This is a genomic window from Pseudarthrobacter adonitolis (assembly GCF_055412845.1).
In genome coordinates this window covers 133288-159718 of record NZ_JBVAYW010000006.1, presented here as the reverse complement: position 1 = coordinate 159718, position 26431 = coordinate 133288, and the positions used below count along the sequence as shown (strand labels likewise).

Genomic DNA, 26431 nt, shown 5'->3' with positions numbered 1-26431 from the left:
TCATGCTTGCTCCCCTAGTGCCGCTCGAAGGAGGCCGCTGTGCTTAGTGAGTTGCGTCGCCGCTTCAACCGGGTTGAGACCCAGACGAAGTGCGACTATGGCTTGTTTGACGGAAGAGTTGTTGGCGCCCAGGGCTTCGAGGGCGCTGACACGTTCTACGCCGGTGACGGACCGGACCATTCGGACGGCGCGTTCCCGGAGCTTGGCATTCGTGGGTTTCACATCGACCATAAGGTTGCCGTAGGTCTTGCCGAGCTGGACCATGACGATTGTTGAGAACATGTTCAGCACTAGCTTTTGGGCGGTCCCTGCCTTGAGGCGGGTTGAGCCGCCGACGACTTCGGGACCGACGATGACTTCGATTTGGTGTTCCGCGGCGGCCGCCAGGGGTGTCCCTGTGTTGCAGGTGAGGGCAACGCTGAGGGCGCCCCTGGATCGCGCGCGCTCCAGGGCTGCGACGACGAACGGCGTCCGGCCGCTGGAGGCGATGCCGATCACCGTGTCCAGCGCACCGACGTCGGCCGCATCCATTGCCTGCGTGCCGGCGTCGACATCGTCTTCCGCGCCTTCGCAGGGGGCGACGATGGCGCTGGCCCCTCCGGCGATGACGGCAAAGATCTGATCCGGCGAAGTCCCGAAGGTCGGCGGGCATTCCGAGGCGTCGAGCACCCCGATGCGGCCAGGTGTTCCTGCGCCAACGTAAATCATCCGGCCGCCGGCCTTCATGCGCGTCGCGGTGGCTTCGATCGCGGGTGTTATCTGTGGAAGGGCGCGTCTGACCGCGCCAGGGACAGCGGAGTCGGCTGTGTTCATTGTTTCTGCCAGCTCACCGACGGACATTTTGTCGATGGTGGCAAATCGAGGGTCTGCGATTTCCGTGTCGAGAGTTGTAAGCCGGGCGATCTCGAGAGGGGTAAGGGTCATCGTTTGCCTCGGTTCCGTGGGTCGAGTCCATCGCGGAGGCCGTCCCCGAGGAGGTTCAGGCCGACGACGAGAAGGACGACGAGCGCGCCGGGCGCGATCATGGTCCAGGGCGCAACATAAACCAGTGTGCGGGCCTCAAAGATCATTGATCCAAGCGACGGGGCCGGCGGGGGAGTGCCAAGCCCCAGAAAGCTCAGTGACGCCTCAGTGAGGACCGCCCACGAGAGCGAAAGGGCCACCTGGATGATGATGATAGAGGTGATGTTCGGCAGAACGTGCCGCAGCATGATCATCACCCGGCTCTGTCCTGTGCTGGTTGCCGCCTTCACATATTCAATTTCGCGCAGCGACAGGACCGGGCCGCGGGTGACCCGGATGAAGATCGGCACATAGACGACGGCGATCGCGACGGCGATCGTGAACCAGTTGCGGTCGAAGACTGACGCCAGGGCGAGAGCCAGGAGCAGGGGAGGGAAGGCGAAGAGTACGTTGGTGACGCCGCCGATGAGCCCGTCGGCCATGCCGCGGTAGAACCCGGCGACAAGGCCGGCCAGTGTGCCAATAACTGCGGCGAAGGCCACTGCGGTGACTGCGATGAGGGATGAGTTGGAGACACCTGCGGCGACCCGGGAGAACACGTCCCGCCCGAACTGGTCCGTCCCGAACCAGTGCGAGCCGGACGGTGGGAGCAGCCTGGCAGGCGAGTTCTGCGTGATCGGATCATAGGGAAGGGCGCTGCTGAAAGACAGCGCCGAGAGCAGAGCGAGCAGGCAGATAATGATGAGCCCGGTCAGACCTGTGGGACTCTTCAGCAGCGCCAGGGAGCGGCGGGCGGCCCCCGTGAGGATCATATTGTTTTCCGTGGTCAATGGCATGCCGGTCATGAGGCACGTACCCGCGGGTCAATGATCCGGTAGAGGACATCGGTCAATAGATTCACGATGACGAAGGTCAGTGCGATGACGAGCACAGTGCTCTGCACGAGTGCATACTCTTTCTGTTGTATGCCGAGCAGCACCTGCCGGCCGATCCCCGGAATCGAGAAAATCTGCTCTACGACAACCGCCCCGCCAAGGAGGTATCCGAACTGGAGACCGGTCATCGTGACAATCGGGACGAGGGCGTTGCGCAGTACGTGTCTGGTCTGCAGCCGGCTCTCCGGGACGCCTTTGGCGCGGGCGGTGCGGATGAAGTCATTTGAGCGAATCTCCAATACGGCGGTGCGGGTGGTCCTGATGATCGGTGCGGCTATGCCGAATCCCAGGACTAATGAGGGCAGGAGCATTTGTTGAAGGTTCAGCAGTGGGTTCTCGGTGAAGGTGGCGAATCCCCGCCCGTTCGGGTTGAAGCCGAGGGAGGCGGCGAAGACAGAAAGCAGTGTCGTGGCTAGAAGAAACGCGGGGACTGAGAGCCCGGCCAGGCTCACGACCTGGGCCAGTCCGTCACGCGGGGAGTCAGGCCTGGAAGCGGCCAGCATGCCGAGGGGCACACCGATGAGCAGTGCCAGGACGATCGCCAGGATGGCAAGTTCGAAGGTCACCGGAAGGGATCGGAGGGTGAGGTCCAGAACGCTCTGCTGGGCCCGGGCCGAGAAGCCGAGGTTTCCCGTGAACAGATTGCCCAGCCAGGAGAAGAACTGGACGAAAAGCGGCTGATCCAGGCCGTAGTAGCGCTCCAGGGAGGCCTGCTGGGCCGGGGTGAGGGCAGCAGCTTCTGTTCCGAGGCCGGCGATGATCTGATCTCCCGGGATGGCACGGAGCATGATGAATACGAAGATAGCCACCCCCAGCAGCGTTCCCGCTGCGCCGGCGGCGCGACGCAAGATGGGATTGTGGGTAAAGGTCTGAAGCATGTCCCTGGTTTTCTCGCCAGTGGTGGGCCCCGGTGGAACGGGGCCCACTGTCGGGGCGGCTAGTTGATAGTCGTGGTTCGCAGGTACTGGAGTGAGCCGTTTGCCATGGGGATAAACCCCTGGACGGAAGAGCTCGTCGTTGTGTAGGTGTAGCTGGTGAACAACCAGACCCAGGCAGCGTTCTTCTCCAGCTCGCCGGAGACCTTGGAATAGATGTCCTTGCGCTTCTCCGAATCTGAGGTTGTCTTGCCGGAGGCGAACAGGGTGTCGAGCGCTGGCGAGTTGTAACCCGCGACCTTATTCAGGTTGCCGGTGCTGGTGAAGTACCGCCCGTACATGCCGTCAGGGTCGGGGCGTCCACTATTGAGTGCAACTGCGGCATCGAAGTCTCCGGCCTTCCACCGATTAACGAAGGCGCCGGATTCGAGAACGTCGATGGTGAGCGTGATCTTGGCGTCGGCGAGCTGGGCCTTGAGGTTTTGTGCCTCGTCAACGGATGTGGCGTATTCGCCCTGGGAGACGATCGTCGACAGTGTCACTCCCGCATCTTTTCCTGCCTTCTTGAGGTACTCAGCGGCTTTGGTGAGATCGCGCTTCGGACACGGGCGGTCGTCCGCGTTCGATTTGTAGGCGGGCGAGGTGATGGGACCTGTCACCTCGCCTTCACCGAGTGCCGCGGTATCGAGCACCTGCTGACGGTCCACGGCGCACTGGATCGCCAGGCGAACGTTAAGGTCGGCGAGGGCCGGGCGTCCTGCGTTCAGCTGGAGGGCGTGATAGCTCAACTGAGGCGTCTTGGCCACTGAAGTGTTGGGGCCGCCAGCGGTCTTCGCAACCAGCGGGCTATTGAAAACGGCGAAATTTACGTTGCCGGACTGCATCGCGGCGACGATGGAGGACTCGTCCGGGATCACCCGCAATTCGACTGTGTCCAGTTTCGCTTTCTCCCCCCAATAGGAATCATTCCGGCTCAGCTTCATCGACTGGCTGGGGATGCGCTCCTTCAGCGTGAACGGACCGGATCCGTTCGGCGTTGTCATCAGCGACGTTTCGGGGTCCTCGGAGGAGAGTATTGCCATGTTGATGACGGCCAGGTTGGCCGGCAGCGCAGCGTCAGCCGACGTCATCCGAAGGATGACCGTCGCAGGATCGGGAGCCTCGACCGAAGACACTGCGGCCAGCGAGGTTCGCGCCACAGCACCCGTCGCTTCTTCTTTGATCTTGTCCAGAGAGAACTTCACGTCCTTCGAATCCAGGGCGCTGCCATCGCTGAACACCGTGCCTTCGCGGAGCTTGAACGTGACGGTCAAACCGTCCGCCGATGCGTCCCAGGACTTGGCCAGCCCAGGAACCACGGATAGGTCTTTATCAAACTCCGTAAGTGTGCCGTAGATGTTCTGGAGCACTGAGACAGCCTGGAACTGCGTGGCTTTCCAGGGAAGCAGAGTGTCGGGGTCTGTCGTCACACCCACGACAAGATTCCCGCCGGATTTTCCCGCTGAAGTCTGTTGAGATGCCGGGGCGGAGCAGGCAGTGGAAGTTATCGACACAGCTGCGGCTATTGCGAATGCCGAAAGCGTGCCACGGATGAATCGGGAACCGCTGTGCATGGGTTGGTCTCCTCTGTGACATGTGATGCCTCCTGCATGCCGCGCCGGCTTTCGCAGGTCCCCCAGAGAGCATCGGTGATCCGGGTTGGTCATTAACGTACCTTCATGGAGCAATCTATGTAAAGATATTCCCCGGATAGTTTTTTAGACGTGTCCTTCCCATGCCATCCGTTACCTTTGGCTAACTGCCGGAGGAACACCCTGACGAGGGAGCTGAATGTGAACAACGCGGTAGAAACACCCGATTCCGAGACGGTGCTGATTCGGATCCGGGCCGCCTTACCCTCCTTGAGGCCGTCCGAGAAACGCATCGCCCAGGTCTTCATCGAAAGCCCGTCTGAGGGGGCAACCCTGTCCGTGGCCGAACTGGCCGATCGCTGCGACACCTCGACCACGTCGGTGGTGCGTTTCTACAAGCGGATGGGCTACTCGCACTACAAGGACCTGTTGATGGACCTCACCCGGGAGGCGATGCGTCAGGAAATGACGACTTCCAGCCTCCCTCCGGTTTCCGGGGACATCGGACGGAACGACTCACTTGACGACATTGTGGCGAAAGTGGCCATCAACGAGACCCTCTCAATTGCCGACACGGCCCGGGCGCTGGACACAAAAGCCCTGGGCATGGCCGTGGGTCTAGTGTCAGGGGCCCGCCGGATAGACACTTTCGGCATGGGTGCCAGCTCTTTCGTCGGCCTTGACCTGCAGCAGAAGCTTTCCCGGATCAGCCGGACGGTGATCAACTGGTCTGACTCGCACTCGGCGTGGACGGCTGCTGCGACGCTCAACGACTCATGTGTCGCTATCGCCATCTCCCACTCGGGAAACACAAAGGACACGGTGGAGTTCCTCTCCGTCGCACGGGAATCCGGTGCTGCCACGATAGCGATCACCAACTTCCATGATTCCCCGGTCGCCGCGGCCGCCGACGTTGTGCTCACGACCGCCGCCAGGGAAACAAGGTTCCGGTCCGGAGCCCTTGGCAGCCGTATTGCCCAGCTCATGGTCGTCGACTGTCTCTTCACCGGTGTGGCGCAGGCATCTTATGACGCCTCAATGGAAGCCTTGCGCAACACCTACCGTGTCGTCCATGAACGCAGTCAGCACGGCGGGGCCTGATGGACGCGGACGTCCTTGCCCCCGTGCCGGCGAGTTCCCGTGCTTTCGATCGCCTTGCTTTGGCACACGATGCGTCGCACTATCTGCTGGTTCCCGAGCTGACGGCGGTCCCGCGACATGCCGAGGACGTGGCCCGATTGTTCAAGGTCAGCCGTGAACATGGGATTCCGTTGACGTTCAGGTCCGGAGGCACCAGCCTCAGCGGGCAGGCACTCTCAAACGGAATCCTTGCCGACGTGCGCAGCAACTTCAGAGGCATTGAGGTCCTTGACGACGGCCTCAGAGTGCGGGTCCAGCCAGGGGCGACGCTTCGCAGCGTCAACAACCGTCTTGCCCCGTTAGGCCGCAAACTCGGTCCCGATCCGGCCAGTGAAATCGCCTGCACCATCGGCGGCGTGGTGGCCAACAACTCCAGCGGTATGACTTGCGGCACCGAATACAACACCTACAACACCCTTGAATCGCTGGTGGTCGTACTTCCCAGCGGCACAATGATCGACACCGGTGCCCCCGATGCAGATGAGCGCCTCCGGCATGCCGAAGGCGATCTCTGGACCGGACTGGCACGGCTGCGGGACAGAGTGCGTGCCGACCAGAGCTCGGTCCAAACGATCCGCCGGCAGTTCGCCATGAAGAACACCATGGGTTACGGAGTTAACTCGTTCCTGGACTTCGACTGTCCTGTCGACATCCTTACCCATCTGGTCGTCGGCAGCGAAGGCACCCTGGCTTTCATCGCCGAGGCTACCTACCGGACAGTGGCTTCGCACCCGCGCGCGGCCACGGGACTGGCGGTCTTCCCGTCGCTGAGCAGTGCGACAGCGGCGCTCCCGGCGCTCGTGCGCACCGGGCTGGCCACCATCGAGTTGATGGACGCCACGTCCCTGCGGGTTGCCCAGGCCCTCCCTCAGGTCACTCCGGAACTGACTGCGCTGACGATAGACCACCACGCCGCCTACCTCATCGAATACACCGGCTCGACACCGGACGACGTGGAAAGGCAGCAAGCCCGCAGCGAAGGGCTGTTCTCCTCCTTGGAGCTGGCTGCCCCGCTGACCATGACACGCGACGCCGGCGCGCGGGCAGCCCTCTGGAGCGTCCGCAAAGGTCTATACACCGCTGTCGCCGGCGCCCGGCCCTCGGGAACCACCGCGCTCCTGGAGGATATCGTCGTCCCCGTCCCGGAGCTTCTCGGAACCTGCGAGGGCCTCCTTGGGCTCTTTGAACGGCACTCGTACGAGGAAAGCGTGATCTTCGGACACGCGAAAGATGGCAACATCCACTTCATGATCAATGAACGCTTCGAGGAGTCCTCAAACCTCCAGCGGTACCGGGATTTCACTGAAGACATGGTTGACCTCGTCCTCGGCAGGGGCGGCTCTCTGAAGGCCGAACACGGAACCGGCCGCATCATGGCCCCGTTCATCCGCCGACAGTACGGTAGTGAACTCCACGAGGTCATGCGCCAGGTCAAACTCCTCTGCGATCCCACCGGGATGCTCAACCCCGGTGCAGTGCTCTCCGATGACCCGGATTCTTATCTACAGGACCTAAAACTGGCCCCCGCTGTGGAAGAAGAAGTCGACCGCTGCGTCGAGTGCGGTTACTGCGAGCCGTCGTGCCCCTCGAAAGATCTGACGCTGACACCCCGCCAGCGCATCGTGCTCAGACGCGAAATGCAGACGGCAGAAGCTGACGGCGACGGCAAGCTGCTCCGCGAGCTCCAATCCGCTTTCGCTTACGAAGGGATCGACACGTGCGCGGTCGACGGTATGTGCCAGGTCGCCTGCCCAGTGAAAATCAACACGGGAGACCTCGTACGCCGGTTGCGCGCGGAAAACGCCGGCGCGGTCGAATCATCCGTCTGGGCGACAGCCGCCAATCACTGGGATGGTATGACGAAGCTGGGGGGAGCGGCTCTTACTCTTGCAGATCGGGTGCCAGCAACTGCCGTGACCGCAGCTACCCGCTTAGGACGTGCGGTCATAGGAGCCGATACCGTGCCGCTCTACGACCGGTCGCTGCCGGCTGGTGGGTCCCGGCGTCTTCCCGTGCCTGCAGAGAAACCAGTGGCCGTATATTTCCCCGCCTGCATCGGGACCATTTTCGGGCCGGCCGGGAACTCCCAAGGGGTTTCGTCGGCTATCCTCGCGCTGTGCCGGCGGGCAGGCGTTCCGATCATCGTGCCGGAGGAGATCGCATCCCTCTGCTGCGGAACCCCCTGGAAGTCCAAAGGGTTCACGACCGGCCACACGCGTATGGCGGAGAAGGTCCTGCCGGTGCTGTGGGAGACATCTCGGCAGGGCGAGCTGCCCATCATCTGCGACGCCTCCTCCTGCACGGAAGGCCTCGAAACCCTGCGTGATACCGCGGGCAGCACAGCCAAGTATGCCTCCCTCCGTTTCGTGGACGCCCTCGAATTCGTCCATAACAACCTGCTGGAGCACCTCACGGTGTCGGCGCCAATGTCATCTATAGCTCTGCACCCGACCTGCTCTTCGACCCAGCTGGGAATCAACGCGATGATGACATCCATCGCAGGCCGTATCGCCACGGAAGTATTTATTCCGGTGGACTGGTCCTGCTGTGCCTTTGCCGGGGACCGTGGGCTGCTGCATCCAGAACTCACATCCTCAGCAACCGAATATGAGGCCGCCGAACTCAATAGGCGGGAATTCGACGCTTACGCCTCGTCCAGCAGGACCTGCGAGCTAGGCATGTCCAGGTCAACAGGGAAAGAGTACCTGCACCTATTGGAGCTCCTGGAACGGGCAACAAGAAGCACCACAAGCCCCGCTCCATAGCCAGCGCAGCGTTCAGTCGTTCGCCGGGAGTTACAAGGCATCGTGAGATTTATGGTGAGCATCACGATTCAACTGCCTTTGGGGCCGGGGTGTGGGTGGTGTGCATCTCTCGCCCGTCCACAAGTGGCCCGCGCGTCCATGCAGCCGGTGAGGACCGTGACTCCGGCGTGGGCGATCAGCGACTGGCCGGTGAAAGTGACCGGAACGGACGGAAAAACAGGGGTAGACTTTTGCGTCGAAAGGGTGCTCCTTCGCTCGGCAAATATCGGTCTCGACAACCACTATTTCCCAGTTCAGGGGGCCCTTTCACTGCTTAAACAACGCCTACCATGCGGCGCGCCATGAATCCCCGGGCTGACGCTCTCTCACTTTCTGCGCTTTAAGGGCGAACGCTCTCTCACTTCCGGTGAGAGAGCGTTCGCCTTTCCCCGGCAGGCTAGGCGATCACACCGTCCACCAAGGCCTTGGCTTCCGCCTGGACCTGCTTGAGGTGCTCCTCGCCCTTGAACGACTCGGCATAGATCTTGTAGACGTCCTCGGTCCCGGACGGGCGTGCGGCGAACCAGGCGTTCTCTGTGACCACCTTGAGCCCGCCGATTGGCGCGCCGTTGCCAGGCGCCTCGGTCAGCTTGGCGGTGATCGTTTCGCCGGCCAATTCAGTCGCAGTGACGTCCGACGGCGAGAGCTTGCCGAGTGCCGCCTTCTGCTCACGCGTGGCTGCTGCATCAATGCGAGCGTAGACGGGGGCGCCGAACTGGTCGGTCAGGCCCTTGTACAGCTGAGACGGAGACTTGCCGGTGACTGCGGTGATCTCCGAGGCCAGGAGCGCCAACAGGATGCCGTCCTTGTCGGTGGTCCAGACGCTGCCATCCAACTTGTTAAAGGAAGCGCCGGCAGACTCCTCGCCACCGAAGGCGCCTTCGCCGGACAGCAGCCCCGGCACAAACCACTTGAAGCCCACAGGGACCTCAACCAGTTTGCGGCCCAGGCTTTCCGCCACACGGTCGATGATCGAGGACGAAACCAGGGTCTTGCCCACCACCGAGTTGGGGTTCCAGCCGCTTCGGTTGCGGTAGAGGTAATCGATGGCGACGGCGAGGTAGTGGTTTGGGTTCATCAGGCCACCGTCAGGGGTCACGATGCCGTGCCGGTCGGCGTCGGCGTCGTTGCCGGTGGCGACGTCGAACGCGGCTGAACTGCCGCCGTCGGACATCCTGTTGATCAGGGATGCCATCGCGAACGGCGAGGAGCAGTCCATCCGGATCTTTTCGTCCCAGTCCAGGGTCATAAAAGCCCACTGGGGATCTACAGTGGGGTTCACCACCGTCAGGTCCAGGTGGTGGCGCTCGCCGATCTCGCCCCAGTAATCCACTGCGGCACCGCCCATGGGGTCGGCGCCGATGCGTACGGCAGCCTCGCGGATAGCGTCAAGGTTCAACACGGACGGGAGATCGTCAACGTAGCTGCTGAGGAAATCGAACTTGCCGGTGCTGTCCGCGGCGAGGGCGTCCGCGACGGGGATGCGCTTCACGCCCCGCAGGTTGTTTTCAAGGAGTTCGTTGGCGCGGTTGGCGATCCAGCCCGTGGCGTCGGAATCGGCCGGGCCGCCGTGCGGAGGGTTGTACTTGAAGCCGCCGTCTCCGGGCGGGTTGTGGCTGGGCGTGACCACAATGCCGTCCGCCTCAGGAGTGCCGGGCTGGCCGTTGTTGTTGTACGTAAGGATCGCGTGGCTCAGTGCCGGCGTGGGGGTGTAGCCGTGCCGCGCGTCGATCAGCACGTGTACGCCGTTGGCCGCGAGGACCTCCAGGGCGGAGTTCTGCGCCGGCTCGCTGAGGGCGTGGGTGTCCTTCGCCAGGAAAAGCGGGCCGGTGATGCCCTGCCCCGCGCGGTATTCCACGATTGCCTGCGTGATCGCGACGATATGTTGTTCGTTGAACGACGCCTTGAGGCTCGAGCCGCGATGCCCGGAAGTGCCGAACGCCACGCGCTGGCCGGGATCACTCAGATCCGGAGTGATGTCGTAATACGCGTCGAGAAGCGCAGTGATGTCAACAAGGTCCTGGGATTGGGCAACTGTGCCCGCGCGGCTAGCCATGGCACCAGCATGCCAGACGTGGGCGGGAGTCAAAACGCCGGGTCCATAATCCGGCCCCTATGACGCGGAAACTCCCCTCCGGGCCGTGGGCAGCAAATAGTTAAAGCGAGTACTGGCCCCAAAAGTACCTATATACCGGCTCCCTGCGGCGCTGCTACTTTCGGAAAAACTCAGGAAAGAATGCCCGACGGCGGGGAGCGCCGCCATCGGGCACTGCAGTAAGCGTCGGGCATTGCAGTAAGTCGGGACGCAGCGATCAGGGGGCAGGTCATGGGGGCAGGAGACGGCGCGGCGGAGCAGTCGAGGCTGGCTGCAGAACGCGTGCAGCGACTGAAACGCCAGCTCGATCAGGCCGAGCGTGCCACGAAGTCGTGGGACGCCGGTGCCGTGGGCGCGCGGCTCGTAGAGGACAGGCTAAGCCGGCTCATTCCGCACGGCTGGTACCTGCTGAACGATGTGCACTGGCCCGGGCGGCCCAAAGCCAACCTTGACCATGTGCTGGTGGGTCCCGGCGGGGTGGTGGTGGTCGATGCCAAGAACTGGACCGGCGAGGTCCGTGTCTCCGCCGGTGTCCTGTGGCAGGGCCGTTTCGCCAGGACGCAGTCCGTGGACGGGGCGTTGGCGCAGTGCGCCGCCGTCGCGTCTGTGCTGGCGCCGCCCCACCGGCGGTTCGTCCGTCCGTTGATCTGCCTCGCCGGGCAGCCTGACCTCTTCGGCATCACCAATTCCGATGTCGCCGTGGCAGGTGCCGACCGCGTTGTGGCTGCCGTCCTGGCGCTGCCACCGGTGCTCGACCAGCAGACGGTGGCGGGCCTGTCTGCGCACCTCGGCGAGCAGCTGACGCAGGAACTGGCTGTGGAAGGTCCGGCGGTGAACTCGCTGACCGTGAAGCCGGCAGCCGGACGGCCGCCGATAGCTGGGCCGCCGCGGTCCGGGCAGACTGGAGTCCGGCCGGGACCCCGGCAACTCGCCCACGGCACCGGCCGCGGGGCGCGGAGTGGGGCGGGCAGCGGCGGAGCCGGACGCGCCAGGAAGTCGAAAGCGCAGCACCACGCAGCCACTGGAATTACCCGATTGATGTTCCTGGCTGCCTTCGTAGTTTTTACCGTCTACGTGCTGTCGTATTGGGGGCGGTAGGACTGGAATGAGGGCGGCGGTAGGCCTTGTAATGCAGGCGGCGGTAGGCTGGGAAGCGAAGACTTCGAATGGGGAGAACCATGACTGACCAGCCAACTCCGCGCCCAGATTCGCAAGGGTCCGGTGCCCAGGGACCAGGCGATTCGCCGGCAGGCTACGAGCCGCCGCCGGGTCCCGGCATTCCGGCGCCGCCTCTGTATGACCAGAATCAGTACGGCCAGAACCAGTACGGTGCAGGCCAGTATAGCCAGCCGCGCGATCAGTACGGCGCGGCATATGCCCAGCCTGCAAGCCCTTACGGCCAAGGTGCCAGCCCTTATGGCCAGCCGGCGTACGGCCAGCCGGCCTACTACGGCATGCCGGCCGAACCCAAAGGCCTCAGCATCGCCAGCATGGTGTGCGGCATTTCTTCGGTCCTCCTGGGCTGGTTCATGATTCCGCAGATCGCCGCAATCATTACCGGCCATCTGGCTCTGCGCCGCGAACCCTCAGGCAAGGGCATGTCCATCACCGGGCTGGTCCTGGGCTACCTGTGCCTGCTGGGGTACGGAGCGTTCTGGCTGCTCCTCATCATCGGGCTGTCGTACAGCTCGATCTACGGTTACTGACCCCGGTCGAAACTGACCCGCCTGGATACAGACTGCCAGTCAGCGGAAAGGCCCCCGTCAGGGGGCCCTTCTTCAGGTGGGCCTGAACAACAAAATCAGACTCTCTCGCGCGTACTCTCAGCGGCCGGTTCCTGGGATTCGTGGGTCTTCCGGCGACGCGGGAAGGCCCAGAAAGTTAAGTCCTGGGCCGTGTAATGCGGCTCCTGACGGTCCGGCGGTGTTTCGTGGCGCGCTTCGGGTTTCCGGCTGGCTTCTCTCTTGTTACGCCACCCGTATTCCTCCATCGATGAATAGCACATCACAGACCTCCTCATAGTGACTGCCCCTTAATCGTCCTCCGTCTCGGCAGCGGAGTCGACACCCAAGGGCCCCTCAATCCAGCCTCAGAATCCGAGCTGGGCCGCCACCTGGAGCAGGAGCAGTTCCGATCCCGCCGGCCCCACGAGCTGGATTCCCATCGGGAGGCCATGAGCCGGTAGTCCACCGGTCCAGTACACCGGAATCGTGATGGCCGGCAGGCCACACACGTTCACCATGGAGGACCAAGGCGCGAACTCGCACTGCCTGCGGTAGTCGCCGTCGGCGTCGCCGGCCCATTCCGCAGCCGGCCAGCGTCCGTCACCGTGCGTTGCACCGGTAAACCAGCCCACCGGCCGGGGTGTCTGGGCCAGTGTCGGCATCAGCATCAGGTCCCACGCCCCGTACTGCGTGATGGTATCGCGCTCGAATTGCCGGAGGAACGCCAGCGATTCGTTGAGCTTGGCGACGCTGCGCTGTTGGGCACGGCGCCTGAACGTCCGGGTCAGCGGGGCCAGAAGGGCTTCGCGGTGCGGACTGATCCGGGCGGTTCCGACGGCGGCGGTCCACGCTGTGGTGAAGGCGTCCGGGTAGCGGTTGTCGTAGCGGATTGCGGCTTCGCTGACGGCGTGCCCGGCATGCTCTAGCATGTCGCTGCCCGTCTGCAATGCAGCCAGGGCTTCGGGTTCCGGCGTGAACGGGAAGGTGGCGGACCAGGGGCTGTCCAGGGTCAGGCCGATGCGCAACGGGCGCGGTTCGTGTCCCACTGCGCCGAGATAACTGCTGCCAACTGACGGTGCCAGCGCATCCATCAGCAGGGCTGCATCGGCGGCGCTACGGGCCAGCGGCCCCGCTACCACCAGGCGCGCCGGGTCGCCTGAACTCTCGCCTGACGGCACCACACCGCGGCCGGGTTTGAGGCCCACGAGGCCACAGGCGGCGGCCGGAATACGGACGGAACCGCCGCCGTCGGTCCCTGGCGCGAACGGAAGCAGCCCCGCGGCCACCGCGGCAGCGCTGCCCCCGGAGGAACCGCCGGAACTCCGGCTCGGCGCATGCGGATTGCGCGACGGCGGTGCGATGCGGTTCTCGCTGTACGCCGTCAGTCCAAACTCCGGAACCTGCGTCTTACCCAATGAGACGACGCCAGCGGCCTTGAGGACTGCAGCCAGGGCGCCGTCGGAGGGCGCAGGTTTGTGGTCAAGTGCAGCGCTTCCGTGGGTGGTCACCACACCGGCGACGTCGGTCAGGTCCTTGAACGCCACCGGCATGCCATGCACGAGCGGCAGGCCGTCCGCGCTGCCTCCGGGGCCCTCCGCGGAGTCCGTTCCGAAGTCATTTCGGAACCGGACGAACCGGGCATCGGCGGCGGCTGCATCGGCCATCGCCTGTTCTGCCGTGACCGTGACAAAGGCGCCCAGCAACGGATTCTGCTCTGTAATCCGGGCCAGGAAATGTGCAGTGGCGTCCCGCGCTGAAAGCTCGCCTGCGCGGAGGACATCCCGGAGCCGGACGGCCGGCAGTTCGTGGATGTCAGCCAAGGAAGCGAGGCTCCAGGCGCCTCTCGGAAGCGGTAGCCCCACCCGCTCCACCGGCTTCCGCGGTGACGATGTAGGCGCCCTTGCCCCGTACTTCGGCAACCGCTTCCACGAGTTCCGTGCCGTGATAGACCAGCCCCACGCCGTCGTCCGTGCAGTGCGTTTCCCCCAGCTTTCCGTCAGCCACGAGCCGGTGCACCAGCGGCCGCCGCCTTACCTCTGAGTCGTAATGGACGCCATTGGCGTATGGGAGGAAGGCCAGGCCGTTGGTAACTGCACGCAGCTCCGGCCCAAACGAATCCGTAGTGCCGCCCTGGTACCAGCAGATGGATCCGGCCGAAACCCCCGCCAGCACAACTCCGCGCTGCCACGCGCGGTGGAGGATCCCGTCCAGTCCGTGGGCGCGCCAGACGGCAAGCAGATTCACCACGGAGCCGCCGTTCACCCACACCACGTCCTGTTCCAGCAGATGCGCCTCTGGGTCTGCGTAGTTCGGCATGGTGAAGAGGTTCAGGTGGCTGAAGTCGAAGCCAGCAAGCCGCGCGGCCTCGTCCATTTCCGCATTGAACCCGCGCTGATCCCCCGCCGCCGTACCCACGTGGGTGACCCGCGGCGGCCGTCCGCTGACGCCGGAAAGCTCCACGGCATAGTGCAGCAGGCGGTCAAACTCCAGGCGTGTTCGCACACCTTGCCTGTAGCCTCCAGACGTGGCCAAAATGGTGGGCTGCTCAGCGGGCAAGGATCCTCCTAAGGGTCATCAACAGCGTAACTTGTCCCTGGTTTCGGGAGCGGGGCGATCGGCTGGCGCTAGGCTGGAAGGAGACCCGTGATTCTCCGAAAAAGGACTCCCATGAGCGATTTCGATTCCGTGCCCGTCAACGACGTCCCAGCCGACGCCGTGATTCTGGACGTCCGCGAAGACTACGAATGGGTAGCCGGACACGCCGAGGACGCCGTGCACATCCCCCTGGATCAGCTTCCGGCGCGGCTTGACGAACTGGACCCGGACCAGGACGTCTACATCATCTGCCGCACCGGCGGACGGTCCTTCCGCACAGCGCAATGGCTCACCGGACAGGGCTATACAGCCATCAATGTGGCCGGCGGAATGGACCAGTGGCTCGAGTCCGGCAAGCCGCTCGTGTCCGACAACGGCCTCAAGCCACTCATTCTGTAGTTCAAGCCCGAACCTGTATCCCGTCACCACAGAGGAATTCATGCCCGCGACACCCGTTACGTACACCTTCCTCGGGCCTGCGGGCACGTTCACCGAAGCGGCGCTGATGCAGGTTCCGGGTGCCGCCGACGCCACCCGCGTCCCGGCCTCCAACGTTAATGCCGCGCTGGACATGGTCCGCGACGGCTCTGCGGACGCAGCGATGGTCCCCATTGAGAATTCGGTGGAAGGCGGGGTCACAGCCACCCTGGACGCTATCGCCGGTGGGCAGGAACTCCGGATCATCCGAGAAGTTCTGGTGCCCATCAGCTTTGTGCTGGTGGCCGGACCCGGTGTGGAGGTGCCGGATATCCGCCGGATCTCTACCCACGGCCATGCCTGGGCGCAGTGCCGTCTCTGGGTAGAAGCGAATATTCCGGGTGCGGAATATGTTGCTGGCTCCTCCACCGCGGCGGCTGCCATGGGGCTGCTGGGCGGCGATGCCCACTACGACGCCGCGATATGTGCGCCCATGGTGGCGCAGGAGCAGCCGGGGCTGACCGTCCTGGCAGACAACATCGGCGACAACCCGGGAGCAGTGACGCGGTTCATCCTGGTGAGCCGGCCGGGCTCATTGCCCGAACGGAGCGGTGCGGATAAGACCACAGTGGTAGTCCCGCTTCCGGAAGACCGTCCGGGTGCGCTGATGGAAATCCTGGACCAGTTCGCCACTAGGGGCGTGAACCTCAGTCGGATCGAATCGCGGCCGACGGGCCAGTATCTGGGCCACTACTTTTTCAGCATCGACGCCGACGGGCACATCGCGGACGCCCGTGTGGCCGACGCCCTGGCCGGGCTTCACCGCATCAGCCCGGCCACACGCTTCCTGGGCTCCTATGGACGGGCGGACGCCCAAAGCTCCAGCGTCGCGCAACACACGTCCGACGAGGCATTCCGGGCGGCGCATGAATGGGTGGGGCAGATTCTGGGGAGGGAATGAATGCAGCTAGACGACGCTTAGGGCTTCGCCCACAGCGTAGATCAAGGTACTTCCGCGGGATAGTTACTGTGCGTATGCTTGCTTGATCCACTTGGGGGATGGCCCCTAACGAAGGGAGCAGGTCATGAGTACCAGCAGCACAGATAATGACGGCCAGGGCATGATCGTTAATCCCAAGCCCGCGGCGGACAACCAGGACTGGGGCGGCGACGAGGCTGACCGCGCTGACCGCCTGCGCTTCGAAGAGGAACAGGCCATGATCCGCGAGCAGTCCGAGGCGCGTGCCGCGAAAGCCGCCGCAGAGGCTGAAGCGGTCAAGAAGGCAACCGCCTGAGGCCTGGCCCGCTTCAGGCCTGCTGGCCTTTCACCCTTATCAGGAGGGACCGCGGCTCCACCCGGACGGTGAGCTTAGTGGCCAACCCGGACGTGTCCCCGTCGGTTTGTGTGGGCATGGGCTCCGGGCACTTGATGACAATTCGCCCGGCCCGGTACATCGTCATAATGGGCAGGTTGCCCTTGTGTTTGAAGAGAATTTTCGCGTACATGGCCAGCCAGCCGATGGCGCTGCGGGGGCTCATGACCACCACGTCCAGCATGCCGTCATCGATCATGGCTTCCGGGATGAAATCGATCCCGCCCGGGACCAGCCCACAGTTGGCAAAGAGGACGCTGCGGATGTTACGGACCTGCTCCGGCTTGTCATCCATCGCGACTGATACTTTCCTTCGCCGCCCGGGCAGGTGACGCATTCCGGCCTCGGTATATGCGAGCCAACCCACAGCTTTCTTGAGGCCGTCATTGGTATCAGCGAGAATTTCGGCGTCCATGCCGATCCCGGCGATCACCAGGAACGCGTGTTCGGAGGAGTGTCCCGTGCGGGAATTTTCGATGCGCATACGCGCGGTATCGATGTAGCGTTGGTGGCCGAAAAGCGCTGTCTGCACGTTGGCGTGAAGGTCGTTGACGTCCAGATCAACGTTTCGCGCCAGAAGGTTTCCCGTCCCCAGGGGAATCAGGCCCATGGCCACATCCGTATGTGCGAGGGACTCAGCCACCACCCGCACAGTTCCGTCGCCACCGCCCACCAGAACGACGTCGGCCTTGTAGTCCAGCGCCGACCGGGCCTGGGAGTATCCGGGGTCCTCGGCGGTCGTCTCCAAGAAGAGGGGCTCGTCCCAGCCGGCTGCCAAGCAGGCGCGCTGGATGGCTTCCTTCGCTTCCGGGGCACGTGCCTTGATGGGATTAAGGATGACCGCCACGCGTTGCTGGGTGAGGCCGGTTTCGTGGGCTTCTTCGTGGACCGCGCTGCGGATGTGCAGGGCCTTGAGCCTCCGGACGCCCCACCAGCTGGAGACGGCGAAAGCCAGCGCCGCCGCGCTCAGGATGTAGAGAAGCCAGTCGTTCATGGTGCTTCAACAGTATCCCGGCCGGCGCGCCGCGATTCCCCCCGTCCGGCCGGGCAGTGTTGGTTCCGCCGGATTCGATACTCTTGTCTGGTGATCGACGTAAAAGACCTCAGCGAAAACCCGGACAAGTTCCGGGCCAGCCAGCGCGCCCGCGGCGCAGACGAATCAGTGGTGGACGCGATCATCGCCGCAGACTCCGCCAGGCGTGCCGCCCTGATCCGGTTTGAAAACCTCCGCGCCGAGCAGAATGTCTTCGGCAAGAAGGTGGCGCAGGCCAAGGGCGACGACAAGAAGGCCCTGCTCGCCGAGGTCAAGGAACTGGCCAACACTGTGAAGGCCGCATCGGCCGAAGCGGACGCTGCCCAAGCCAAGCAGGACGAACTGTTGCGCACGATCGCAAACCTTATTGAGGACGGCGTGCCCGAGGGCGGCGAGGACGACTACGTGGTGGTCAAAACCGTTGGCACGCCCCGCGAGTTCCCCGATTTCGAGCCGAAGGACCACCTGGAAATCGGTGAGCTGATCGGCGCGATCGACATGGAGCGCGGCGCAAAGGTGTCCGGCTCACGCTTCTACTTCCTGCGCGGCGTGGGTGCACGCCTGGAGATGGCGTTGCTACAGATGGCCATGGACCAGGCCATCGAGGCCGGCTTCGTTCCCATGATCACGCCTACTCTGGTGCGCCCCGAAACCATGCAGGGAACCGGCTTTGATGTAAAGCACGACGCCGAGATCTACCGTCTCGCCGAGGACGACCTTTACCTGGTGGGCACCTCCGAGGTTGCCCTGGCCGGCTACCACGCGGACGAGATCCTGGACCTGACGGCCGGACCGATCCGGTTCGCCGGGCAGAGCTCCTGCTACCGCCGTGAGGCCGGCTCGCACGGCAAGGACACCCGCGGCATCATCCGCGTGCACCAGTTCAACAAGGTGGAGATGTTCGTTTACACCACGGTGGAAAAGGCCGCAGCCGAACACGAACGGCTCCTGGCCTGGGAAGAGGAGATGCTGGCCAAGTGCGAGCTTCCGTACCGGGTGATCGACACTGCTGCCGGTGACCTCGGCATGTCCGCGGCCCGCAAGTTCGACTGCGAAGCCTGGGTTCCCACCCAGGGCGCCTACCGTGAACTCACGTCCACCTCGAACTGCACCACGTTCCAGGCCCGCCGCCTGAACATCCGCGAGCGTGTGGTCAACGACGAAGGCGTAACCAAGGGCACCCGTGCCGTGGCCACCCTGAACGGCACGCTAGCCACCACCCGCTGGATCGTGGCCATCCTGGAGCACCACCAGAACGCCGACGGCTCGGTCAACGTCCCGGCCGGACTGCAGAAGTACCTTGGCGGCATGGAAGTCTTCCCCGTCCTCTAGCTTCCGGCCACCCCGGACGCCCAGGAATCTTCTTTCCGAGGCTTCCTCCGTCGCCTCCCTGGTCCACATAGGGCTCGGCGCTTGCTGACTGCGGGCTACGTACCGCCAGCCCCTTCCCTCGGAGCGCTTTGCCTGGCGACGGCGGTTGCCCGGTCAGTGAAGGGCGCCGTGCTGTGCGGGGAAACGGCCGCCCTGGCCAACGGCCTGCCCACCCTCAGGACGCCCGCATTCGTTGAGCTTGCAACAACGCTTCCTGGACGCAGCGGATACGGCGATCGCCGCTCCTGGTCCTCGGTGAGGACACGGCAGTCAAGGAAGTGCGGGAAACGCGTTCCTATCCGCTCCGGCACCGACTGAGGACAACTGTAGAGCCCGTGGTGCAGGGTGAATTCCGTTGCGCGGGGCTGATCCAGACCGCAATGGATGTCATGGGGTCGAGCAAGCTCAGCCATGCTCTGGTGGTTGCTATGCCGGGATCCGTGGTGACATAACCGCCGACGAAGCCTGTGAGTATTTACCGGGTGTTCATGGGGCGCTGTGGCCTGCGTCCTAGCCGGTGTCAGGGGTCTCTGGTCTACTGGATGTATGACTACATTGACTGAAACCACAGTCGCTGGCATCGATGACCAGCGGATCGCAAACGAAGACAGCACCAAGTTCATGGTTGCCCTGGACGTGGACGGAACCCTGGTGGACCACGACGGCCACATGTCCGCGCCGGTCCGTGAGGCCGCACAGGCCGTGGTGGCCGCGGGTCACGACGTCCTGATCGCCACCGGCCGCTCCTTGAACGCCACCTTGCCCATCATCGAACAGATCGGCATCGACAGCGGCTACGCCGTCTGCTGCAATGGCGGCGTAACTCTCCGGCTGGATCCGGACCTGGCCGACGGCTACGAAATCATCCACAAGGCCACCTTCGATCCTGCCCCGGCGCTGCGGGCGTTGCGGGAGAAGCTGCCCACCGCGAAGTATGCGCTGGAGGACGAGGACGGCAACTTCCTGTCCACGGAACGCTTCCAGGACGCCAGCTTCGGCGTCGAAGCGATCGGCGTGGACTTCCAGACCCTGTTGGAGGCCACCGCGGTCCGCCTCGTGGTGTTCAGCACCGAAAACACGCCGGAGGAATTCTCCGCAACCATCAGGGAGATCGGCCTGGCCGGCGTCACCTACTCGGTCGGCTGGACGGCGTGGCTGGATATCGCCGCCGCAGGGGTCACGAAGGCCAGTGCGCTGGAACGGCTCCGCGGCCAGTTGGGGATTGAACCCCACAGCACCGTGGCCATCGGGGACGGCCGGAACGACATCGAAATGCTGGGCTGGGCCGGGCGGGGCGTCGCCATGGGCCAGGCTCCGGCCGAAGTCATCGCCGCCGCGGATGAGGTCACGCATTCGGTGTTCGACGACGGCGCCGCGCATGTGCTGCGCAGCCTCCTATAGAGGGCTGGCAGTTGCGGCAAGTGGTTCTGGAACGGCGCACCTAGACTGGGGCTGTGCACTTCGAGGAGTGCCCGGCGCCGCCCGGGCTGCAACCGTTCGTCACGGGTTTTTGGTTTATCCGGGCCAGCCCGGCAGCACGCTGTGAAAAGATCCTGCCCGCACCCTCGGCGCACCTGGTCCTGAACCTCTCTGATCCGTACCGGCTCATCGACCCCACAGGTTCCGCGGGTCCGGCGCAAGAAGTCGCCGCCGGGTTCTACTCAGGACTCCAGGGCACGTATCAGTGAAAACCCCGCACAGATCCTCAACGTCGGAGCTGTTCTCGCACCCTTCGGGGCGGCCGCCTTCACTGACGTGCCGCCGTCGGCCTTAAGCGGACGGGTGCTGGACGCCGAGAGGATCTTCCCCGGATTCGGCACCTTGCGTGCCGCGCGGGGTCGCGGAACTGAGGGCCCGACGCCGGAGCGCGCCTTCGCCGCGTTGGAATCGTTTCTCAAGGCGAGGTTCCGCCCCGGGTACCGATCCGATGCGAGGACGGCAGCCGCCGTCGGCCTCCTTGCGGAAGAAGACATCCCGGTGGGGGACCTTTCGCGGCGGCTGGGACTCAGCACCTCCACGCTGCAGCGGATCATGATGCGGGACTGCGGAACAACGCCCAAAGGGTTCTCCGACGTGTGCCGATTCCATCGCTTCGTCAAGGCCGCGGCTGCTTTGCCGCCAGGCGCCGGGGCGGGAAAAGATCTCCTGTCCCTGGCCGACTACTACGATCAGCCCCACCTGGTCCGGGCATTCCGCCGCTTTGCCGGCTTCACGCCGTCGGAATATCTGAGGATCGTCCGGGAACACGGCGCCGATTACGCCACGTTTGTTCCGGTGGAGGAACTGCCCGGCCTCAGAACCGGACGTCTCTGACACTGCGGCATTTTTACAAGACCTGGCCTGTGGCGGCCGCTAGCATCGGGCTATCACCCTTCGGAAAGGCGGATGCCCCCTCATGGACATCAACATCAACTGGCTGGCCGTGCTGCTGGCCGCGCTGGCGGGCTTCATAGTGGGAGCGCTCTGGTACTCAGTGCTCTTCGCCAAAGTATGGCAACGCGAGGCCGGCGTGACGGATGAGCAGCTGAAGCACGGAACGGTGCGGGTGTTTGTGGGATCGTTCCTGCTCGCAGCGGTGATGGCCGTGGCGCTCGCCGCCTTTATCGCCGACGGCGGCGCCGGATTCGGTGCTCTTGCAGGGTTGGCTACCGGTACGGCGTGGGTGGCCGCCGCGTTGGGCGTCAACTACCTTTTCGAACGCCGCAGCCTGACGCTGTTCGCCATCAACGCCAGCTACAACATCGTGACCTTCACTGCAATGGGGGCAATCATCGGCGCCATGCAGTAAAGGCGCCCTGCAACAGGCCCCTTCAGCAGCAGGCGGCGTGACCTAACTGGGTTCAGCGCACTTCGAGGATGAGCGCCAGTAACCGCGCGGCCGCGGGACGGGCAGCGTGTTCCTCGTTCCACTGGGCCCTGGCCACTGCCTTGCTGACGGCCTGGGTGGTGATGCCGAGTTCCTGGGCCACCGCTTTCTGCTGTCCGCGGACGCCGGGGGTCATGAGGTCCAGTACGCGCCATTCAGCCCCGGATCTGTCCCGCACAATATGGCCCAAAAGCCGCAGCACGGCCTCGGCTTCGTGGGCGACGTCCGCCAGCGGTCCTTCTACGGCAACCGGGATGCGTTCTTTGCTGTTCCGGAGCCGGTCCACCGCGCGCCGGGCGTAGATCAGGCCGTGGCCGGAGGCATCCTTGATCTGGTTGGGAAGCGGCTCGTTGACCGGTCCGACGCCGAGCCCCACGTACCAGGAGCCGCAGCGCAGGGCGATCAGGGCAGCCTCCACGGCCTGGTGCGGGCAGTCCACAATGCCCTGGACCTCATCCTCCACAGAACGGTCGAAGTCCAGGCGCGCGGGTATGTGCCGCAGGTCCTTCAGCAGCTGAGGGACGCGGTCGCCGTCGCGCCGGCTATCCGTTTGATTGATGGTCAACGTGAACATGTGGATCACAGACTACCGGTTAGCAGCTGGCCCAAGGCAAGTTGGCGAGGAGTCCCTCAGAGGGCAGGGTTGTGCCGGCGTACCGATAGATGTTGCGATGGAGGCACAGCCGCCGACGGCGGCGCGCAGCTACGTGAGGATGGTCATGGCCGGAAGCATGGGGCAGGACGAATTGGGGCAGGAAGCCCTGGATCTTGTGGACCGTTGGTGGCGGGCTGCGAACTACCTTTCGGTAGGTCAGATCTACCTGCGCTCAAATCCGCTGCTGCGGGAGCCCCTCGCTGCGGATCACACCAAGTCCAGGCTCCTGGGCCACTGGGGCACCACTCCCGGGCTGAACTTTGTCTACGCACACCTGAACCGCGTGATCCGCCGGGACTCGCAGGAAATGCTCTTCGTTGCCGGCCCGGGCCACGGCGGTCCTGCGGTAGTGGCGAACGCCTGGCTCGAGGGCACGTACTCGGAAATCTACGGCCACGTGGGCCCTGACGAAGCAGGAATGGCCGAACTTTTCCGGCAGTTTTCCTACCCCGGCGGCATTCCCAGCCACGCGGCGCCGGAGACGCCGGGTTCCATCAGCGAAGGCGGCGAACTCGGGTACGCGCTGGCCCACGCCTACGGGTCGGTGTTCGACAATCCCCGGCTGATCACCGCCGTCGTGATCGGCGACGGCGAAGCTGAAACGGGGCCGCTGGCGGCGAGCTGGCACTCCCATAATTTCCTGGATCCGGTGGCGGACGGTGCCGTGCTGCCCATCTTGCACCTGAACGGCTACAAGATCGCCAACCCCACCATCCTGGCGCGCATGCCGCAGCAACAGCTGGAGCAGCTGCTGCGCGGTTACGGCCACGAACCGCATTTCGTGACGGTCCAGGACGCGGACAACACGGAGCAGGCGCACCGGGACTTCGCGGCTGCCGTCGACGGCTGCCTGGCAGGCATCCGCGCCATCCAGGCCTCCCGCCGGGGCGGGGCGGACGGGACGGGCGGGAAAGCGCACGACGGCGGCACTTCAGGCGGTGCCCCCGGAAACGGCGCTGCGCCGCACTGGCCCATGATTGTGCTGCGCTCGCCTAAGGGCTGGACGGGACCGCGGATAGTGGACGGACTCCAGGTGGAGGGCACCTGGCGGAGCCACCAGGTCCCGCTGGCGGAAGTCCGCACCAACGGCGCACACCTGAAACAGCTGGAGGAGTGGCTGAGGTCTTACTGTCCGGAGGAGCTGTTCGACGCCGAGGGCCGGCTCCGGCCCGACGTCGCCACGAATGCGCCCACCGGGAACCTCCGGATGAGCGCCACCCCGCACGCCAACGGCGGACTCCTTCGCACACCGCTGAAGCTGCCCGCCTACGCCGCCCACGCCGTTGACGTCGCGGCGCCGGGGACCGAACGGATCAGCCCCATGATCACCTTGGGCTCGTGGATGCGGGACGTCATCTCGCTGAACATGGAGAACTTCCGCCTCTTCGGGCCGGATGAGACGGCATCCAACCGGCTTCAGGCCGTCTACGAAGTCACCGACAAGGTCTGGCAGTACCGGATTGACGACGCCGACGAGGACCTCGCCCGCTCCGGCAGGGTTCTGGAAGTGCTGAGCGAGCACCTGTGCCAGGGCTGGCTGGAGGGGTACCTCCTGTCCGGCCGGCACGGGGTGTTCAGCTGTTACGAGGCCTTCATCCACATCGTGGATTCCATGTTCAACCAGCACGCCAAGTGGCTCAAGGTCCACCGCAAGCTCCCGTGGCGCCAGCCCGTGGCGTCGCTGAACTACCTGCTGTCGTCCCATGTGTGGCAGCAGGACCACAATGGTTTTTCGCACCAGGATCCCGGCTTCATCGATCACGCGGTGAACAAGAAAGCCGAGGTCATCCGCGTGTACCTGCCGCCGGACGTGAACACGCTTCTGTCGGTCATGGAGCACTGCCTGGCATCTACCGATTACGTGAACATTGTGGTCAGCGGCAAGCAGCCATCGCCCACCTGGCTTGGGCCGGCCGACGCGGCGAACCACTGCCGGCGGGGGCTGGGCATTTGGGAGTTCGCGGGTTCGGAGGTGCCGGGGGAGGACCCGGACGTTGTTCTGGCGTGTGCCGGGGATGTGCCCACGGTGGAAACGGTGGCCGCGGCCGAACTGCTGAAGCGAGGTGTCCCGGGGCTGAAGGTCCGGGTGGTCAATGTAGTTGATCTGATGCGGCTCCAGGACGTGAGTGAGCACCCCCATGGCCTCCCAGCGTCGGACTTTGACGGCATCTTCACCCCGGACAAACCGATCATCTTCGCCTACCACGGCTATCCGTCGCTGATCCACCGGCTGGCCTATCGCCGCACCAACCAGGACGGCCTGCACGTGCGCGGCTACAAGGAGGAGGGAACCACCACAACGCCGTTCGACATGGCCATGCTCAACGGGATCGACCGCTTCCAGTTGGCCATCGACGCTGTTGACCGCGTGCCCGGTCTGGCCGAAAAGCACTCGCTGCTGCGGCAGGACCTTCAGGACCGGCGGATCCAAGCGCGGCAACACACCCGCACCCACGGCGAGGACCCGGAGGAGATCCGGAACTGGGTGCTCAACGGCTGAGAACCCTCAGAGTTCTTGTCCAGCTATCGGGCCTTTGACGCTGCTGAAGCCCCGATAGCTGGACAAAAACTCGGGCTCATACCGAGCGGTACTGGAGCGCCCCCGGAATCCCGCCCGTCTCAGCCAGTCCTTCACCCCGGGCAAAGGCGGCCCACAGCCGGCGCATCTCGCGGCCCACGGCGTCGATCTCATCCCAGGTTGCGCCCTTGAGAAGCCCGGCGGCGGCCCAGGTCTGTTGGTTTCCGAAGAGCAGCGGCAGGTCAACGGTGTGTGCGGCGCGGTAGAAGTTTCCGGGTGCGCCCCAAGACAGCACATAACTGTAGGCCTTGCCCCCGGCGCGGGCGTGGCGGCGGGCAAACTTTCGGGCTGCCCGGCCGTAGACCGCCTCCGTTACGGCCCAATTGATGGCCTTCACGGCGGCGGCGCCCACGAGCGGGATCTTGCCCAGCCGGCCGACCACTGGACTGCGGGGCAGGAACAGCCGGGCCTCATCCGACGTGTGCCCGATCAGCACTTCGATGCCCGGGGCCGTGGCGTTCCAGGCGGCTTCAATGCCGGATTCCGGCGGCAGTGGGTCGTGTCCGTACTGCGTGCCGAACGGCATGGCCGCCAGCAGCCCATACTTCCGGGACACCTGGGACACCTGGTCCTCAATGGCCACAACGTCCATGGCAGGCGTGTCTTCTGTAACTGCTTCGGCCGCGATGCCCATGGCATGGCTCATCTTGTGCCGGCCGCGGGTTATCCCCAGCGGCGCACTCTGGATGATGGCCCGCTGGAACAGAGACGGCGCCTCCGGGGCGGCCATGAGGTGGGCCACGGAGTCACCCCCTGCGGACTGCCCGAACGCGGTGACCCGCCCCGGGTCCCCGCCGAAGGCCGCGATGTTGCGCTGCACCCACCGGAAGGCTTCGAGCTGGTCCAGAAGGCCGAGGTTCGCGGGCCGGCCGGTGCCGGTGGCCAGGTATCCGAACAGGCCCAGCCGGTAGGTCACGGAGACCACGATGACCCGGTTCTCGGACACCAGGGACTTGGCGTCAAAGATCGCCAGGTCACCGGAACCCGACGTGTAGGAGCCACCGTGCAACCACACCATGACCGGGACCTGCTCACCGTCGGCAAGCCCGGCCGGAACGGTGATCGACAGGCGCTGGCAGTCTTCACTTCCGGGGAGTTCGCCGTACCGGGTACCCAGGACGTCGTCCAGGAACGGAACGGGGCCCTGCGGGCAGGCCGGCGCGAGGGTGGTGGCGGCAAACTCGGCGGTCCAGTCGGACGCGGCAACGGGAGGGTGGAAGCGGCGCGCGGTGGCGTAGGGGATGCCGGTGGCGCGCAGCACGGCACCGTCCTGCCACCCGGTGATTGGTCCGCACGGAGGATTAAGCAATGGCTCGGAATTCACAGGGCAACGATTCCATAGTTTCCTTTGGAGTTTTTGTCCAGATATCGGGCCT

General features: G+C 64.5%; 23 protein-coding genes. 13 read left to right on the top strand and 10 right to left on the bottom strand.

Annotated elements, in window-relative coordinates:
* Genes murQ through ACZYZ4_RS09185 form a run of 4 tightly spaced genes read right to left on the bottom strand, consistent with a single transcriptional unit; the run spans position 1 to position 4242 of the window.
* Positions 1 to 924 carry an N-acetylmuramic acid 6-phosphate etherase gene (gene murQ / locus ACZYZ4_RS09200; RefSeq protein ID WP_463860140.1) on the bottom strand — a complete coding sequence of 308 codons (924 nt, stop codon included), beginning with the start codon at positions 922 to 924 and terminating at the stop codon, positions 1 to 3.
* Positions 921 to 1799, bottom strand: a complete 879-nt coding sequence (locus ACZYZ4_RS09195) for an ABC transporter permease (protein WP_463860138.1) — start codon at positions 1797 to 1799, stop codon at positions 921 to 923. The genes murQ and ACZYZ4_RS09195 overlap by 4 nt, the downstream gene beginning before the upstream one ends.
* 5 nt (positions 1800 to 1804) lie before the next feature.
* Positions 1805 to 2776, bottom strand: a complete 972-nt coding sequence (locus ACZYZ4_RS09190) for an ABC transporter permease (RefSeq protein WP_463860136.1) — start codon at positions 2774 to 2776, stop codon at positions 1805 to 1807.
* 59 nt (positions 2777 to 2835) lie between these two features.
* Positions 2836 to 4242, bottom strand: a complete 1407-nt coding sequence (locus ACZYZ4_RS09185; RefSeq protein ID WP_463860135.1) for an ABC transporter substrate-binding protein — start codon at positions 4240 to 4242, stop codon at positions 2836 to 2838.
* 363 nt (positions 4243 to 4605) lie between these two features.
* Here ACZYZ4_RS09185 and ACZYZ4_RS09180 point away from each other — a divergent pair, with 363 nt between their 5' ends.
* Both ACZYZ4_RS09180 and ACZYZ4_RS09175 read left to right on the top strand, forming a co-directional pair.
* Positions 4606 to 5505 carry a MurR/RpiR family transcriptional regulator gene (locus ACZYZ4_RS09180; protein ID WP_463860134.1) on the top strand — a complete coding sequence of 300 codons (900 nt, stop codon included), beginning with the start codon at positions 4606 to 4608 and terminating at the stop codon, positions 5503 to 5505.
* On the top strand, positions 5505 to 8309 hold the full coding sequence (locus tag ACZYZ4_RS09175; RefSeq protein ID WP_463860132.1) for an FAD-binding and (Fe-S)-binding domain-containing protein: 2805 nt from the start codon (positions 5505 to 5507) through the stop codon (positions 8307 to 8309). Before ACZYZ4_RS09180 ends, ACZYZ4_RS09175 begins: the two co-directional genes overlap by 1 nt.
* Before the next feature lie 436 nt (positions 8310 to 8745).
* Here the strand turns inward: ACZYZ4_RS09175 and pgm are convergent, their stop codons facing one another.
* The gene (gene pgm, locus ACZYZ4_RS09170) at positions 8746 to 10404 is read right to left on the bottom strand and encodes a phosphoglucomutase (alpha-D-glucose-1,6-bisphosphate-dependent) (protein ID WP_463860130.1); all 1659 of its coding nucleotides are present in this window, start codon (positions 10402 to 10404) and stop codon (positions 8746 to 8748) included.
* Positions 10405 to 10674: 270 nt separating this feature from the next.
* Here pgm and ACZYZ4_RS09165 point away from each other — a divergent pair, with 270 nt between their 5' ends.
* Positions 10675 to 11541: a nuclease-related domain-containing protein gene (locus ACZYZ4_RS09165; RefSeq protein ID WP_463860128.1), complete on the top strand. Its 867-nt coding sequence runs from the start codon at positions 10675 to 10677 to the stop codon at positions 11539 to 11541.
* An 80-nt stretch (positions 11542 to 11621) separates the two neighbouring features.
* Complete coding sequence (locus ACZYZ4_RS09160; RefSeq protein ID WP_463860126.1) at positions 11622 to 12149, top strand: DUF4190 domain-containing protein; 528 nt, start codon at positions 11622 to 11624, stop codon at positions 12147 to 12149.
* 383 nt (positions 12150 to 12532) lie between these two features.
* On the opposite strand, the gene ACZYZ4_RS09155 is transcribed toward ACZYZ4_RS09160, so the two are convergent.
* Positions 12533 to 13987 (bottom strand): amidase, encoded by a 1455-nt coding sequence (locus ACZYZ4_RS09155; protein ID WP_463860124.1) that lies wholly within the window; start codon positions 13985 to 13987, stop codon positions 12533 to 12535.
* Positions 13980 to 14723 (bottom strand): Type 1 glutamine amidotransferase-like domain-containing protein, encoded by a 744-nt coding sequence (locus tag ACZYZ4_RS09150; protein ID WP_463860122.1) that lies wholly within the window; start codon positions 14721 to 14723, stop codon positions 13980 to 13982. Before ACZYZ4_RS09150 ends, ACZYZ4_RS09155 begins: the two co-directional genes overlap by 8 nt.
* A gap of 111 nt (positions 14724 to 14834) precedes the next feature.
* Here ACZYZ4_RS09150 and ACZYZ4_RS09145 point away from each other — a divergent pair, with 111 nt between their 5' ends.
* From ACZYZ4_RS09145 to ACZYZ4_RS09135, 3 genes are all read left to right on the top strand, one after another.
* Entirely contained in the window at positions 14835 to 15161 is a 327-nt protein-coding gene (locus ACZYZ4_RS09145) for a rhodanese-like domain-containing protein (protein WP_463860120.1), read from the top strand.
* 40 nt (positions 15162 to 15201) lie between these two features.
* On the top strand, positions 15202 to 16140 hold the full coding sequence (gene pheA, locus ACZYZ4_RS09140) for a prephenate dehydratase (protein ID WP_463860118.1): 939 nt from the start codon (positions 15202 to 15204) through the stop codon (positions 16138 to 16140).
* 124 nt (positions 16141 to 16264) lie between these two features.
* A complete protein-coding gene (locus ACZYZ4_RS09135) occupies positions 16265 to 16474 on the top strand; it encodes a hypothetical protein (RefSeq protein WP_463860116.1) in 210 nt (69 codons plus the stop codon).
* 13 nt (positions 16475 to 16487) lie between these two features.
* Here ACZYZ4_RS09135 and ACZYZ4_RS09130 read toward each other — a convergent pair whose 3' ends face one another.
* Positions 16488 to 17546: a diacylglycerol/lipid kinase family protein gene (locus tag ACZYZ4_RS09130; RefSeq protein WP_463860114.1), complete on the bottom strand. Its 1059-nt coding sequence runs from the start codon at positions 17544 to 17546 to the stop codon at positions 16488 to 16490.
* A gap of 90 nt (positions 17547 to 17636) precedes the next feature.
* On the opposite strand from ACZYZ4_RS09130, the gene serS reads away from it, so the two are divergent.
* The 5 genes from serS (at position 17637) to ACZYZ4_RS09105 (ending at position 21744) form a co-directional block, all read left to right on the top strand.
* Positions 17637 to 18917 (top strand): serine--tRNA ligase, encoded by a 1281-nt coding sequence (gene serS / locus ACZYZ4_RS09125; protein ID WP_463860112.1) that lies wholly within the window; start codon positions 17637 to 17639, stop codon positions 18915 to 18917.
* 585 nt (positions 18918 to 19502) lie between these two features.
* The gene (locus ACZYZ4_RS09120) at positions 19503 to 20357 is read left to right on the top strand and encodes an HAD family hydrolase (RefSeq protein WP_463860110.1); all 855 of its coding nucleotides are present in this window, start codon (positions 19503 to 19505) and stop codon (positions 20355 to 20357) included.
* A 53-nt stretch (positions 20358 to 20410) separates the two neighbouring features.
* Entirely contained in the window at positions 20411 to 20644 is a 234-nt protein-coding gene (locus ACZYZ4_RS09115; protein ID WP_463860108.1) for a DUF6597 domain-containing transcriptional factor, read from the top strand.
* 94 nt (positions 20645 to 20738) lie between these two features.
* Positions 20739 to 21269 (top strand): helix-turn-helix domain-containing protein, encoded by a 531-nt coding sequence (locus ACZYZ4_RS09110; protein WP_463860106.1) that lies wholly within the window; start codon positions 20739 to 20741, stop codon positions 21267 to 21269.
* An 82-nt stretch (positions 21270 to 21351) separates the two neighbouring features.
* The gene (locus ACZYZ4_RS09105) at positions 21352 to 21744 is read left to right on the top strand and encodes a DUF1761 domain-containing protein (protein WP_463860104.1); all 393 of its coding nucleotides are present in this window, start codon (positions 21352 to 21354) and stop codon (positions 21742 to 21744) included.
* A 52-nt stretch (positions 21745 to 21796) separates the two neighbouring features.
* Here the strand turns inward: ACZYZ4_RS09105 and ACZYZ4_RS09100 are convergent, their stop codons facing one another.
* On the bottom strand, positions 21797 to 22396 hold the full coding sequence (locus tag ACZYZ4_RS09100) for a hypothetical protein (protein WP_463860102.1): 600 nt from the start codon (positions 22394 to 22396) through the stop codon (positions 21797 to 21799).
* Between the two features lie 145 nt (positions 22397 to 22541).
* Between ACZYZ4_RS09100 and ACZYZ4_RS09095 the strand changes: the two genes are divergently transcribed.
* The gene (locus ACZYZ4_RS09095) at positions 22542 to 24977 is read left to right on the top strand and encodes a phosphoketolase family protein (protein ID WP_463860244.1); all 2436 of its coding nucleotides are present in this window, start codon (positions 22542 to 22544) and stop codon (positions 24975 to 24977) included.
* A gap of 76 nt (positions 24978 to 25053) precedes the next feature.
* Here the strand turns inward: ACZYZ4_RS09095 and ACZYZ4_RS09090 are convergent, their stop codons facing one another.
* Positions 25054 to 26379: a carboxylesterase family protein gene (locus ACZYZ4_RS09090; protein WP_463860100.1), complete on the bottom strand. Its 1326-nt coding sequence runs from the start codon at positions 26377 to 26379 to the stop codon at positions 25054 to 25056.
* Positions 26380 to 26431 lie beyond the last annotated feature (52 nt).

Excerpts from the sequence above, each read along its gene's own strand:
- murQ (WP_463860140.1), bottom strand. The coding sequence starts at position 924 with ATGACCCTTACCCCTCTCGAGATCGCCCGGCTTACAACTCTCGACACG.
- ACZYZ4_RS09160 (WP_463860126.1), top strand. The coding sequence starts at position 11,622 with ATGACTGACCAGCCAACTCCGCGCCCAGATTCGCAAGGGTCCGGTGCC.
- ACZYZ4_RS09165 (WP_463860128.1), top strand. The coding sequence starts at position 10,675 with ATGGGGGCAGGAGACGGCGCGGCGGAGCAGTCGAGGCTGGCTGCAGAA.
- ACZYZ4_RS09190 (WP_463860136.1), bottom strand. The coding sequence starts at position 2,776 with ATGCTTCAGACCTTTACCCACAATCCCATCTTGCGTCGCGCCGCCGGC.
- ACZYZ4_RS09105 (WP_463860104.1), top strand. The coding sequence starts at position 21,352 with ATGGACATCAACATCAACTGGCTGGCCGTGCTGCTGGCCGCGCTGGCG.
- ACZYZ4_RS09135 (WP_463860116.1), top strand. The coding sequence starts at position 16,265 with ATGAGTACCAGCAGCACAGATAATGACGGCCAGGGCATGATCGTTAAT.
- ACZYZ4_RS09120 (WP_463860110.1), top strand. The coding sequence starts at position 19,503 with ATGACTACATTGACTGAAACCACAGTCGCTGGCATCGATGACCAGCGG.
- ACZYZ4_RS09195 (WP_463860138.1), bottom strand. The coding sequence starts at position 1,799 with ATGCCATTGACCACGGAAAACAATATGATCCTCACGGGGGCCGCCCGC.
- ACZYZ4_RS09100 (WP_463860102.1), bottom strand. The coding sequence starts at position 22,396 with ATGTTCACGTTGACCATCAATCAAACGGATAGCCGGCGCGACGGCGAC.
- ACZYZ4_RS09130 (WP_463860114.1), bottom strand. The coding sequence starts at position 17,546 with ATGAACGACTGGCTTCTCTACATCCTGAGCGCGGCGGCGCTGGCTTTC.
- ACZYZ4_RS09095 (WP_463860244.1), top strand. The coding sequence starts at position 22,542 with ATGGCCGGAAGCATGGGGCAGGACGAATTGGGGCAGGAAGCCCTGGAT.
- ACZYZ4_RS09145 (WP_463860120.1), top strand. The coding sequence starts at position 14,835 with ATGAGCGATTTCGATTCCGTGCCCGTCAACGACGTCCCAGCCGACGCC.
- ACZYZ4_RS09175 (WP_463860132.1), top strand. The coding sequence starts at position 5,505 with ATGGACGCGGACGTCCTTGCCCCCGTGCCGGCGAGTTCCCGTGCTTTC.
- pheA (WP_463860118.1), top strand. The coding sequence starts at position 15,202 with ATGCCCGCGACACCCGTTACGTACACCTTCCTCGGGCCTGCGGGCACG.
- pgm (WP_463860130.1), bottom strand. The coding sequence starts at position 10,404 with ATGGCTAGCCGCGCGGGCACAGTTGCCCAATCCCAGGACCTTGTTGAC.